Raw genomic sequence first — 12,508 nt, forward strand, 5'->3', positions numbered from 1 at the left:
ATGCCCGTCAGGTACCCGCCGCGGCGTCACCTCACACCCCACAATCAGAATCGCCCGAATCCTCGCGGGATTCGGGCGATTCCGATGCGGTCTACGCGCGTTGGATCAGTAGCGGTAGTGGTCGGGCTTGTAGGGACCTTCGACGTCGACGCCGATGTACTCGGCCTGCTCCTTGGTGAGCTTGGTGAGCTCGCCGCCGAGGGCCTCCACGTGGATCCGGGCGACCTTCTCGTCGAGGTGCTTGGCCAGCCGGTACACCTCATTGTCGTACTCGTCGTTCTTGGTCCACAGCTCGATCTGGGCGATCACCTGGTTGGAGAAGCTGTTGCTCATCACGAACGACGGGTGGCCGGTGGCGTTGCCCAGGTTGAGCAGACGGCCCTCCGAGAGCACGATGATCGACTTGCCGCCGTCGAACTGCCATTCGTCGACCTGCGGCTTGATGTTGATCCGGGTCGCGCCCGAGCGCTCCAAGGCGGCCATGTCGATCTCGTTGTCGAAGTGGCCGATGTTGCCCAGGATGGCCTTGTCCTTCATCGCCTTCATGTGGTCGAGGGTGATGATGTCCTTGTTGCCGGTCGAGGTGATGACGATGTCGGCGTCGCCGATCGCACCCTCCACCGTGACGACGTCGAACCCGTCCATCAGCGCCTGCAGCGCGTTGATGGGGTCGATCTCGGTGACCTGGACGCGGGCGCCCTGGCCGGCCAGCGATTCGGCGCAACCCTTGCCGACGTCGCCGTAGCCGCAGATCAGCACCTTCTTTCCGCCGATCAGCACGTCGGTGCCGCGGTTGATGCCGTCGATCAGCGAGTGCCGGGTGCCGTACTTGTTGTCGAACTTGCTCTTGGTGACCGAGTCGTTGACGTTGATGGCCGGGAAGGACAGCTCGCCGGCGGCGGCGAACTGGTAGAGCCGCAGCACACCGGTGGTGGTCTCCTCGGTGACACCCTTGACCGACTCGGCGATGGTGGTCCACTTGGTCTTGTCGGACTCGAACCGCTCCCGCAGGACGCCGAGGAACACCTTCCACTCGGCCGGGTCGTCGTCCTCGGCAGGCGGCACCACGCCGGCCTTCTCGTACTGCGCGCCGCGCAGCACCATCATGGTGGCGTCGCCGCCGTCGTCGAGGATCATGTTCGCGGGCTCGCCCGGCCAGGTCAGCATCTGCTCGGCCGCCCACCAGTACTCCTCGAGCGTCTCGCCCTTCCACGCGAAGACCGGGGTGCCCTCGGGCTTCTCCGGGGTGCCGTGCGGCCCGACCACCACTGCCGCCGCCGCGTGGTCCTGGGTCGAGAAGATGTTGCAGCTCGCCCAGCGCACCTCGGCGCCCAGCGCCGTCAGGGTCTCGATGAGCACCGCGGTCTGCACGGTCATGTGCAGCGAGCCCGAGATGCGCGCGCCCTTGAGCGGCGCCACCTCGGCGTACTCCCGACGCAGGGCCATCAGGCCGGGCATCTCGTGCTCGGCCAGGCGGATCTCCTTGCGGCCGAACTCGGCCAGGGACAGGTCTGCGACCTTGTAGTCGATGCCGTTGCTGCTATCGGCGGTCAGCGTCATTCGAAATAGCTTCCTTCGCGGTCCAGTGGGTTAGCCCGTCCACACGGTAGACGGCCGCCGGGAAGGACTCCCCGGCGGATCAGTCGGTCTGGATCTCACCGTACCGCTCGGCGAACGGCGTCATGAGCCTCGCGAGATCTCCCGCGACGTCGTGGTCGGCCTCCGGGGGCATCGAGACATAGCTCATGGCCAGCCGGACGATGGCCCGGGCCAGCACCCCGGCGTCCTCCTCGCTGGCCGACACCCAGCTGTTCATGAACGACTCGGTGAGCTTGGCCGAGGCGCGGGAGATGATCGGCGCACTGTCGGTGGTGATCAGCTGCAGCAGGTCCGGCTTGGCGACGCCGGTCAGCAGCGAGATCACCAGCGGGTCGGCGGCCGACTCGGTGAAGAACGACCGGAACCCCTCCAGGAACGCCGGATACATCTGGCCGACGTTGTTGTCGATCGCGTCGCCGACGGCGGCCACCAGGCGGTCGGCCAACCGCAGCGCGTACCCCTGGGCCAGGCCCTGCCGCGACCCGAATTCGTTGTAGATGGTCTGCCGGCTCACCCCGGCCGCCTTGGCCACATCGGAGAGCGTGACCGACGACCAGTCCTTGGTGAGCAGCAGGTCGCGCATGGCGTCGAGCACCATTTCGCGCAGTAGCCCCCGGGAGGCCTCGGCGTAGGGAATCCGCGCCGAGGCGCTCCGTCGACCCGCCGGCTGCTGCGTGCTACTCACACGCGCGACAATAACGCCTCCGGCGGCTGCGCTCGGTGCCGCCGCGGTCACGGCCGGACGACTTCCACCATCTCGAAGTCGGATTTCGCGGCGCCGCAGTCCGGGCAGCTCCAGTCGTCGGGGATGTCCTCCCAGCGGGTGCCCGGGGCGATGCCGTCCTCCGGCCAGCCCTTGGCCTCGTCGTACTCGAACCCGCACTGCACACAGACGAAGAGCTTGTACGCCGCACTCATGAGGGCACTCCTACCGGTTCGAAGTCGATCTTCTCGCGCACCCCGCAGTCCGGGCAGCACCAGTCGTCGGGAATCTGATCCCAGCCGGTGCCGGGCGGGAACCCCTCCCGCGCGGCGCCCTTGGCCTCGTCGTAGACGTAGTCGCAGATCGGACAGCGGTAGCTGCTCATGCCGAGGCCTCCGTCGAGCCGTACCGGGCCAGCACCTTGTCGCGCACCCGGGGATGGATGTTCACCCGGCTGATGTCGCCGTCGTAGTGCTCGAGCACCCGGTGATCCATCAGCTTGCGCCACAGCGGCGGGAAGTAGGTCAGCCCGATCAGGGACGCGTAGCCGCTGGGCAGGTTCGGCGCCTCGGCCATGCTGCGCAGCGTCTGGTAGCGCCGCGTCGGGTTGGCGTGGTGGTCGCTGTGCCGCTGCAGGTGGTACAGGAACAGGTTGGTGACGATGTGGTCGGAGTTCCAGCTGTGCTGCGGGCCGCACCGCTCGTACCGGCCGCTGGCGGTCTTCTGCCGCAGCAGGCCGTAATGCTCGAGGTAGTTGACCGCCTCCAACAGGCTGAACCCGAACACCGCCGAGATCACCATGTACGGGACCAGCCCGACGCCGAACACCGCGATCAGCACGCCCCAGAACACCGCCGACATCGCCCAGGCGTTGAGCACGTCGTTGGACGGATACGTTCTCGGATCCCACGGGCTGCGCCCGCCACGCCGCAGACGGGCGGCCTCCAGCTGCCAGGACGACTTCAGCCCGCCCCACACGCTGCGCGGCAGGAACTCCCAGAACGTCTCGCCGAACCGGCCCGACGCCGGGTCCTCGGGCGTGGCGACCCGCACGTGGTGGCCGCGGTTGTGCTCGATGTAGAAGTGCCCGTACCAGGTCTGCGCCAGGGTGATCTTGGCCAGCCAGCGCTCCAGGGAAGCCTTCTTGTGGCCCAGTTCGTGCGCGGTGTTGATGCCCACGCCGCCGAGCACGCCGATCGACAGCGCCAGGCCGATCTTGGCCGGCCAGCCCAGCGCGCCGTCGAAGCCCAGCCAACTCAGGTCCGACGCGGTGAACAGGTAGGCGCCCACGATCACGCTGGCGTACTGGAACGGGATGTAGAGGTAGGTGCAGTACCGGTAGTACCGGTCGTTCTCGAGGCGCTCCATCACCTCGTCGGGCGCGTTCTGCCCGTCGGGCCCGAACCGCAGGTCCAGCAGCGGCAGCACGATGTACAGCAGGATCGGGCCGATCCAGAACGGGATCTGCGCCGCGGTGTGCCAGCCCGCGGTGTTCAGCGCCCACACCACCGGCAGCATGACGAACAGCGCGGTGGGCACGATCAGACCCATCAGCCACAGGTAGCGCTTCCTGTCGCGCCACTGCTCGCCGCTGGCGAGCGTCGTTTCCTCCAGTGAAGTCACCGTCTACCTCCAAGTGAGTGCGATCACGTCGATGCCTTGACTATAGAGGCCGATTTGTCGGCTGTCTAGACATCAGGGAGGTATTTGTAAAGCAACTAGGGTGCGGCTTCGAGCTCCCCCCGCGCCCGCTGCCCCATCACCGAATGCCGGCGGCTGTAGACGAAGTAGATGACGACGCCGAGGAGCATCCAGATGAGGAACCGGATCCAGGTCAACGCGGTCAGGTTGAGCATCAGCCACACGCACGCCACGATCGACGCGATCGGCAACAGCGGCACCCACGGCACCCGGAACCCGCGCTTGAGGTCGGGCCGCGTGCGACGCAGCACCAGCACGCCCGCCGACACCAGCACGAAGGCGAACAGCGTGCCGACGTTGACCATCTCCTCGAGCTTGTCGATCGGGAACAACGACGCCGCCAGCGCGATCAGGACGGCCACGATCACGGTGATCCGCACCGGGGTCCCACGCGAACTCGTCCGGGCCAACGACCGCGGCAGCAGGCCGTCGCGGGCCATCGCGAAGATCACCCGGGACTGGCCCAGGACCAGCACCATCACCACCGTGGTCAGGCCGGCGAGCGCGCCGATCGAGATCACCTGGGCCGCCCAGTCGATCCCGTTGGCCGAGAACGCCGTGGCGAGGTTCGCGGCCTTGCCGTCCGGGCCGGTCTTCAACTCGGTGTAGTGCACCATTCCGGACAGCACCACCGACACCGCCACGTACAGCACCGTCACGATGGCCAGCGCCGCGAGAATGCCCTTGGCGACGTCGCGCTGCGGGTTCTTCGTCTCCTCCGCCGTGGTCGCCACGACGTCGAACCCGATGAACGCGAAGAACACGATGGACGCACCGGCCAAGAGTCCGTACACGCCGTAATGGCTGCCCTCGGCCCCGGTCAGCAACGAGAACAGCGACTGATCGACGCCGGTCCCGCCGGCCTCACCGGGTTCCGACGGCGGGATGAACGGCCGGTAGTTGGCGGCCTTGATGTAGAACGCGCCGACGATGACCACCAGCAGCACCACCGCCACCTTGATGGCGGTGACGGTGGCCGAAAAGTTGGCCGACAGCTTCGTGCCCAACGCCAGCAGGACCGCCACCACGGCCACGATCAGCAACGCGCCCCAGTCCAATTTGAGGGGCCCCACGTCGGCGACACCGCCGGCAAATCCGAATACCGTGCCCAGGTAGGACGACCACCCCTTGGCCACCACCGCCGCGCCGATCGAGAACTCCAGAATCAGGTCCCAGCCGATGATCCATGCCATGAACTCACCGAAGGTCGCATACGAGAACGTGTATGCGCTCCCGGCCACCGGCACCGTCGATGCGAATTCCGCGTAGCACAGCGCCGCCAGGCCGCAGGTGACCGCCGCGATGAGGAACGACACCGAGATCGCCGGTCCGGTGATGTTGCCCGCCGTCGTGGCGGTCACGGTGAAGATGCCCGCGCCCACCACCACTGACACACCGAAAACCGTCAGGTCCCACCAGGAAAGGTCCTTGCGCAACCGGGTCCCGGGCTCGTCGGTGTCGGCGATCGATTGCTCGACGGACTTGGTGCGCCATCTGCTCATCACAGTTCTGTCACCTTTCGAATTGGCCCGGTTTCGGCAATCTACCCATTACCGTGGGGCTCAATGAGCAGGACATGCAATCTCCCGCGTGATCACGTCGTGGTGATCGGTAGCAGCGTCGCCGGTCTCTGTGCAGCCAAGCTGCTCTCCGAGCATTTCGCGCGGGTCACGCTGTACGAGCGCGACCACCTACCCGACACGCCGGTCAACCGCGGCGCCATTCCGCAGGGCGACCACGTGCACCTGCTCATGGCCCGCGGCGCCGAGGAACTCGAGAAGGTCTTCCCCGGCCTGCTGGCCGCCATGACCGCCGAGGGCGTGCCGGTGGTGCAGAACCAGCCGGAGTCCATCCACTTCACCGCCGGCGGGCACGTGCTGGGTACCGGGCAGGTGCTGGAATCGAACTTCACCGCCTACGTTCCGAGCCGGGCGCAACTCGAGTGGCAGATCCGGTCCCGGGTCAACCAGATCCCCACGGTGACCATCGTCGAGCGCGGGGTCAGCGAGCCGGTCTTCGACCCGGTGGCCGGCCGCGTCACCGGGGTGGTGCTCGACGACGGCGAGACCGTGCCGGCCGACCTGGTGGTCGACGCCTCCGGCCGCGGTAGCCGGCTCCCTACCTGGTTGCAGCAGTGGGGTTTCGGTCGCCCGCGCGAGGATTCGGTCAAGATCGGCGTCACCTACGCCTCGCAGCGGGTCCGCATTCCGGCGGGTCAGATGGCCGAGAAGATGGTCCTGGTCAGCGCGCCCCACGACCGCCCACTGGGGATGGGCATGCTGTTCCACGAGGACGCCATCTGGACGGTCACGGCGTTCGGCGTCGCCAAGGCCGAGCCGCCGAACGACTTCCCCGGTATCTGCGACCTCGCCGACACGGTGCTGCCGCCGCACATCAGCGCGGCGCTACGGTCCGGAGAACCGGTGGGGCAGATGAACTTCCACCGCTACCCCACCAGCAAGTGGCGCCGCTACGACAAGATGGACCGGCTACCCGAGGGCATCTTCCCGTTCGGTGACGCCGTCGCGAGCCTGAATCCCACCTTCGGCCAGGGCGTGACGATGACCGCCCTGCAGGCCGCCAACCTGCGCGAGGCCCTCGCGGGCGGGGTCGACGGCCTGGCCCGCCGACTGATCCGCCGGACCGCCCGCACGACGCTGCCGGTCTGGCTGATGAACTCGGTCGCCGACATCGAGGCGCACGGCGCCCAGGGGCCCCGGCCCAAATGGTACGGCCCGATGTTCGGGCTGTTCGACCAGTTCCTCGGCGCCGCCGAGACCGATCCCGTTCTGGCCGAATGGTTCCTGCGCCGCACCAGCCTGCTCGACAGCGTGTGGATGACGCCCCCGCCGCGGATCATCGGACGGGCGGTACGCACCAACATGCGGCAGTGGATGGCCGAGAAGAGCCGCCGCCGCGACGACGTCGATCAGCCGGCCGTGACGGGTTCCGGAACGGGTTCCTAGATACCGACGGTGGCCCGGAACAGCGTGGCGGGCTCGTCGGCGACCAGCCGAATCCGACCGTCGTCGGCGGAAACCCATGCGGCGCTGCCACGTTCGAGGCGCACGTCACCGGCCTTGCCGATCACGGTCACCGCCCCGTCGGCACAGATCAGCACCTGGGGTCCCTCGTGCCGACTGGGCGCGTCGACCTCGTGGCCCAACTGGTCGCCGTCCAGCTTCAGGATCGACACGGCGAACTCCGCGGCCGGGGTCCGATAGCTGCGCTCGAACCCGTCCTGCTCCACTTCGGGGTGCAGGTCCTGTTCGGTGGCCGGCGTGAAATTCAACACCCGGAGCAACTCGGGCACGTCGACGTGCTTGGGGGTGAGCCCGCCGCGAAGCACGTTGTCCGAGTTGGCCATCACCTCGAACCCGACACCGTGCAGATAGGTGTGCAGGTTCCCGGCCGGCAGGTAGATCGCCTCCCCCGGCTCCAGGTGGACCCGGTTGAGCAGCAACGCGGCCAGCACGCCGGCGTCGCCGGGATAGCGCTCCCCCAGTTCCAGCACCGTCCGGGCGACCGCCGCGAACTCGGTGTCCTCGGAGCGCAGGTAGTTGATCGCACCGTCGAGCACCGCGGGCACCAGCACGTCGAGATCCGGCTGGGGCAAGGTGATCCAGGTGGTGAACAACGCGCGCAGCCCGTCGGCGTCGGACTGGTCCGAGAGCAGGTTGACGTACGGATCGAGGTCGGAGACCGCCAGGGCACGCAGCAGGGACACCGTCCGGGCCGCCGGGCGGAACCCCGCCAGCGCCTCGAACGGCTGCAGGGCCACCAGGATCTCCGGCTTGTGGCTGCGGTCGCGGTAGTTGCGCTCCGGCGAGTTCAGCGGCACGCCCATGCGGTCCTCGCGGGCGTAGCCCTCCACGGCCTGCTCGGCGCTGGGATGCGCCTGCAACGACAACGGTTCGTCGGCGGCGAGGATCTTCACCAGGAACGGCAGGGCGTCACCGAAGCGGGCACGCACCGCCGGGCCGAGCTGACCCTCGGGATCCGACTTGACCAGGTCCAACAGGGTGCGCTCCCCCTCGGCGGTCTGCACCCACGCCGGGTCGGCCGGATGCGCGCCGAGCCACAACTCCGCCTCGGGGTGCGCGGCCGGCACCGACCGACCGGTGAAGTCCGCGATGGCGGTCCTCGAACCCCAGGCGTACGTGCGTATCGCCCCGCGTAGCAGCTCCACTACCTGATCCCCTGTGTCATTGCCGTCCCCCGCCTTTCAACCCCGGACCAGACGCAGGTACACCGCGGCCATCGCGAGTCGAACAGCGAGCGTAGCCAATTGCTGTTCAGGACGGTCGACTCCGCCGGCGGCGGTGGCCTCGTCGGCGTCGGGGACATCCTGAACCCCCACCATATCGACGTCCGGGAAGCCGCCGAGGCGTGCTGCCAACATCGGCCGCTCGGAAGTCAGCGCCAGCGCGAACACCCGCAGCGGCGCCGGCGCCGGGCCGTCGAGCTCCTCGTCGTGGAACAACGCGTCGGCACCGGTGGGGCCGCCCGCCACGTTCGACCGCAGCACCGCCAGCGCATCGGCCAACCCGGCCGCGGCCACCGGCTGCCCCGCGATCCGCAGGAACAGCGCCGCGCCGTGCCGAGCCAGGGCCAGCGTCGCGGCGCAGTCACCGGTGAGCGCGACGTCGCGCCCGGCCATGCGCTCGGACAAGCCCTTGGCGGAGTTGGTGAACACTTCCCGGGCCGCGCTGTTGCGCAGCGCCTCGGCGTCCAGTTCGTCGGCCAACGCGCCCAGGTCCACCGGCAGCGTCGGGTCGACGGCGGCCAGGACCGCCAGGCCGGCGGCCAGGTACCGACAGAACGCGAACTCGTCGGGCACCGTCAGGCGCGGGGGCAGATTCGCGGAGCGGCCGGCCGAGGCGTCCCGCAGCGGCCCCTCCACGGGCGCCGCCACCACCAGCCGGGCGCCGCGGCGGACCGCGGTCGCCGCCGCCGTCACCAGCGTCGGGTCGGCCGGGTCGTCGCCGGCCACCACCAACACGTCGAGCGGTCCGACCCAGGGCGGGACCTCGGCCGCGAGCACGATCGGTTCGACGGCGGAGCCGCCCAGGGTGGCCGCCAACACCGCACCGGCCGATTCGGCGGTCCCGCGCCCGGTCACCCAGACGACCGACCGCGGTCGCTCGGCGCGGATCGACTCCAGGGCGCCCTCGTCGACCGCCGCCGCCGTCGCCCGGACCTGCGCCCCGGCCATCGCGGCCGCCCGCAACAGCCCGTCGCGGTCCGCGGCAATCAGGCCCTGCGTGTCGTCGATGTCGACGACGGCGCGTACTGCGTTCACGGCACCGCCTGCGGACCGGTCAGCGCCGCCTCGGCGACCGCCGCGATCTGCGCCTCGACCTGGTCGACGATGTCGCGGACATCCTCGGCGGTGCGGGCCTCGACGTTGAGCCGCAGCAGCGGTTCGGTGTTCGAGGTGCGCAAATTGAACCAGGAGTCGTCGCCGAGGTCCACGGTGACCCCGTCGAGGTGGTCCAGCGACTGCACGCGGTTGCCGAACCACTTCAGCACCGCCTCGACGCACGCGGGCGCATCGCTGACCGTGTAGTTGAGTTCGCCGGAGGCTTCGTAGCGCTGATAGTCAGCGGTCAACTCCGACAGGGGCCGGTCCGAATTCCCCAGCGCGGCAAGGACATACAACGCCGCCAGCATGCCGGAGTCGGCGCCCCAGAAGTCCCGGAAATAGTAGTGCGCCGAATGTTCGCCGCCGAAGATGGCGCCGGTCTCGGCCATCAGACCCTTGATGTAGGAGTGCCCGACCCGCGACCGCACCGGGGTGCCGCCCCGCTCGATGATCAGCTCGGGCACCGCCCGCGAGGTGATCAGGTTGTGGATGACGGTGGCGCCGATCTCCCGGGAGAGTTCCCGCGCGGCCACCAGCGCCGTGACCGCCGACGGCGACACGGGCCGGCCCCGTTCGTCGACCACGAAACACCGGTCGGCGTCGCCGTCGAACGCCAGGCCGATGTCGGCGCCGTTGGCCACCACGAAGTTCTGCAGATCCACCAGGTTCGCCGGATCCAACGGGTTGGCCTCGTGGTTGGGGAAGGTCCCGTCGAGCTCGAAGTACAGCGGCAACACCGACAGCGCCTCGACCGCGCCGAGGACCGCCGGTGCGGTGTGACCGGCCATGCCGTTGCCGGCGTCCACGGCGACCTTCAACGGACGAAGGCCGGCCAGATCCACCAGCGAGCGCAGGAAATCGCCGTAGTCGGCGAGCACGTCCCGGTCGGTGATGCTGCCGCGGGGCCCGTCGTGGTCGGGGACGCCGTTGATGACCTCGTCGCGAATCGTGATCAGGCCGCTGTCCTGACCCACCGGCTTGGCACCGGCCCGGCACAGCTTGATCCCGTTGTACGCCGCCGGGTTGTGGCTCGCGGTGAACATGGCACCCGGGCAGTCCAGCAGGCCGGCGGCAAAGTAGAGCTGATCGGTGGAGGCCAGGCCGATCCGCACCACGTCGAGCCCCTGGGCGGTGACGCCCTCGGCGAACGCGGCCGCCAGTTCCGGAGAGCTGGCCCGCATGTCGCAGCCGATCACCACCGTCGAGCTGTCCGAACGCACCAGCCGGGCGAAGGCGGCACCGACGGCGGCGACGAAGGCGGGGTTGATCTCCTCGCCCACCAAACCGCGCACATCGTATGCCTTGATCACGCGGTGCACCGCATCGGCGGCAAACCCGGCGGAACGCGACATGCTCAAGACTCCTGACGGCACAAGGGGGTGCATCGAAGGGTGGAAATTATCCCCGTCAGCCTAGCGGTTGCGGTCTCGCGACTCGGCCGTCGTTTCACATCACTTCGGTTATGGCGACTGGAGCGCCAGGACAGCCTCAGTCGGTGGGGTCGGGCAGCACCCGCAGGTGTCCGCGGCGACGGCCGTTCCCCGCCCCACCGGGCGCCGAGGGTGCCAACACCGCGCCGGCGGGCGTCGCGCCGTGCTGTGGGCTCGGCTCCGAGAACCCGTGCACCGGCGCCTTCGGCAGTTCGCGACCCTCGCGGACGGCGTCGGCCAGGGCGACCAGGTCGTCATCGTCGGTATGGGTGGGCAGCGGGCCGGCGTGTCGGACCAACTCCCAACCGCGCGGAGCGGTGATGCGTCCCGCATGTTGAACACACAGGTCCCAGGAGTGCGGCTCGGCCACGGTGGCCAGCGGCCCGACGACGGCGGTCGAATCCGAATAGACGAACGTCAACGTCGCCACCGCATAATGGGGGCACCCGGGCCTGCAGCAGCGACGGGGAACATTCACTCCGTGAGGCTATCGCGCGGAGTCGAATCGGCTGAGCGGGACACGCGCACACCGCGCCGCGGTGCCGAACCGTTACCTTGCCGGGCCGGCCCCGGGCCGCCAGATACCATCTGCGGGTGGCCGATTCCCGCAGCTTCCGAGGGGGCCCGGCCCGCCGGCGGAGCAGGCGGCACGGCCGGGAGTACCGCGGACCGTTGCTGCCACCGAGCGTGCCGGGGTGGCGCAGCCGCGCCGAACGGTTCGACATGGCCGTGTTGGAGGCCTACGAACCCATCGAGCGGCGCTGGCACGACAGGCTGACGACGCTGGACATCGCCGTCGACGAGATTCCGCGGATCTCGCCGCGCGATCCGGACAATGTGCAGTTCCCCCCGGAGATCATCGCCGACGGCCCGATTGCTTTGGCCCGGCTGATTCCCGCCGGCGTGGACGTGCGGGGCAACTCGACGCGGGCGCGGATCGTCGTGTTCCGCAAGCCCATCGAACGGCGCGCCAAGGACGCATTGGATCTGGGCGACTTACTGCATGACATCCTGGTGGCTCAGGTGGCCACGTACCTGGGGGTCGAACCGTCGGTCATCGACCCCACGATCGATGACGACTAGCCGACGTCGAAAAAGTTTGCTAGATGATCCCGCGCTTGAGCCGGCGGCGCTCCCGCTCGGACAGGCCACCCCAGATGCCGAAGCGCTCGTCGTTGGCCAGCGCGTACTCGAGGCACTTGTCGCGCACCTCGCAGCCCAGGCAGATGCGCTTGGCTTCGCGCGTGGAGCCGCCCTTCTCCGGGAAGAACGCCTCTGGGTCGGTCTGCGCGCACAGCGCGTTCTCTTGCCAGTCGTCGTCCTCGGTTGCCGGCGCGGGATCGAAATTGTCCGGCACCACACTCAAATGCGAACGTCCCGCCACTGCCCCCGTTGCCGAGTCCATATTGGTGTGCGGTGCACTGCCAATTGAGCCGAAAAATTGCTCAAAGGACATGTTCCGCCTCCTCACCTTGGTTTCGTCAATTCAGTAAATGTCGCCCACTATTGTTCTGTGGTCATCCCAATTCGAACATGTGATCGAATCTCGGTCTGCGACAGCGAAACCGGCCGGCCAACCAGGAAATGACACTGATGTGATTAGACACGGGTTAGCTGCCAGGGTCAAGCGCTAGGGCTGAAATTCATACCACCAATCACCGAAATTGCGGCGCGTCGTTGCCTTGGCGTGTCGTGTGAGTAATCGCACTG

At 68.5% G+C, this 12,508-nt stretch carries 13 protein-coding genes; 2 read left to right on the top strand and 11 right to left on the bottom strand.

The features are described from left to right. Positions 1–105: 105 nt before the first annotated feature. The 6 genes from ahcY to R2K23_RS16990 form a co-directional block, all read right to left on the bottom strand. Positions 106–1,560 carry an adenosylhomocysteinase gene (gene ahcY, locus R2K23_RS16965; protein ID WP_316510731.1) on the bottom strand — a complete coding sequence of 485 codons (1,455 nt, stop codon included), beginning with the start codon at positions 1,558–1,560 and terminating at the stop codon, positions 106–108. A gap of 79 nt (positions 1,561–1,639) precedes the next feature. Further along, positions 1,640–2,296, bottom strand: coding sequence for a TetR family transcriptional regulator AlkX (gene alkX, locus R2K23_RS16970; RefSeq protein WP_396893623.1), 657 nt, complete (start codon positions 2,294–2,296; stop codon positions 1,640–1,642). 35 nt (positions 2,297–2,331) lie between these two features. Beyond that, on the bottom strand, positions 2,332–2,517 hold the full coding sequence (locus tag R2K23_RS16975) for a rubredoxin (RefSeq protein ID WP_316510733.1): 186 nt from the start codon (positions 2,515–2,517) through the stop codon (positions 2,332–2,334). Continuing rightward, entirely contained in the window at positions 2,514–2,687 is a 174-nt protein-coding gene (locus tag R2K23_RS16980; RefSeq protein ID WP_316510734.1) for a rubredoxin, read from the bottom strand. The genes R2K23_RS16975 and R2K23_RS16980 overlap by 4 nt, the downstream gene beginning before the upstream one ends. Continuing rightward, positions 2,684–3,925 carry an alkane 1-monooxygenase gene (locus tag R2K23_RS16985; RefSeq protein WP_316510735.1) on the bottom strand — a complete coding sequence of 414 codons (1,242 nt, stop codon included), beginning with the start codon at positions 3,923–3,925 and terminating at the stop codon, positions 2,684–2,686. Before R2K23_RS16985 ends, R2K23_RS16980 begins: the two co-directional genes overlap by 4 nt. A 95-nt stretch (positions 3,926–4,020) precedes the next feature. Continuing rightward, on the bottom strand, positions 4,021–5,505 hold the full coding sequence (locus tag R2K23_RS16990; RefSeq protein WP_316510736.1) for an amino acid permease: 1,485 nt from the start codon (positions 5,503–5,505) through the stop codon (positions 4,021–4,023). A 63-nt stretch (positions 5,506–5,568) separates the two neighbouring features. Between R2K23_RS16990 and R2K23_RS16995 the strand changes: the two genes are divergently transcribed. Beyond that, a complete protein-coding gene (locus tag R2K23_RS16995; protein ID WP_316510737.1) occupies positions 5,569–6,969 on the top strand; it encodes an FAD-dependent oxidoreductase in 1,401 nt (466 codons plus the stop codon). Here the strand turns inward: R2K23_RS16995 and manA are convergent. From manA to R2K23_RS17015, 4 genes are all read right to left on the bottom strand, one after another. Continuing rightward, entirely contained in the window at positions 6,966–8,192 is a 1,227-nt protein-coding gene (manA, locus tag R2K23_RS17000; RefSeq protein WP_316510738.1) for a mannose-6-phosphate isomerase, class I, read from the bottom strand. The two genes, R2K23_RS16995 and manA, sit on opposite strands and share 4 nt — an antisense overlap. Positions 8,193–8,228: 36 nt before the next feature. Continuing rightward, positions 8,229–9,305: a TobH protein gene (locus tag R2K23_RS17005; RefSeq protein WP_316510739.1), complete on the bottom strand. Its 1,077-nt coding sequence runs from the start codon at positions 9,303–9,305 to the stop codon at positions 8,229–8,231. Continuing rightward, complete coding sequence (locus R2K23_RS17010) at positions 9,302–10,720, bottom strand: phosphomannomutase/phosphoglucomutase (protein WP_316510740.1); 1,419 nt, start codon at positions 10,718–10,720, stop codon at positions 9,302–9,304. Before R2K23_RS17010 ends, R2K23_RS17005 begins: the two co-directional genes overlap by 4 nt. Before the next feature lie 136 nt (positions 10,721–10,856). Beyond that, positions 10,857–11,276, bottom strand: a complete 420-nt coding sequence (locus R2K23_RS17015; protein ID WP_316510741.1) for a DUF3499 domain-containing protein — start codon at positions 11,274–11,276, stop codon at positions 10,857–10,859. 194 nt (positions 11,277–11,470) lie between these two features. Here R2K23_RS17015 and R2K23_RS17020 point away from each other — a divergent pair, with 194 nt between their 5' ends. Then, positions 11,471–11,881 carry a metallopeptidase family protein gene (locus R2K23_RS17020; protein ID WP_316517349.1) on the top strand — a complete coding sequence of 137 codons (411 nt, stop codon included), beginning with the start codon at positions 11,471–11,473 and terminating at the stop codon, positions 11,879–11,881. Between the two features lie 19 nt (positions 11,882–11,900). Here R2K23_RS17020 and R2K23_RS17025 read toward each other — a convergent pair whose 3' ends face one another. Further along, positions 11,901–12,164, bottom strand: a complete 264-nt coding sequence (locus R2K23_RS17025) for a WhiB family transcriptional regulator (protein ID WP_316517350.1) — start codon at positions 12,162–12,164, stop codon at positions 11,901–11,903. Between the last annotated feature and the right edge of the window lie 344 nt (positions 12,165–12,508).

The sequence above is a fragment of the Mycolicibacterium sp. MU0050 genome, assembly GCF_963378085.1.
GTDB classification, from domain to species: Bacteria; Actinomycetota; Actinomycetes; order Mycobacteriales; family Mycobacteriaceae; genus Mycobacterium; species Mycobacterium wendilense.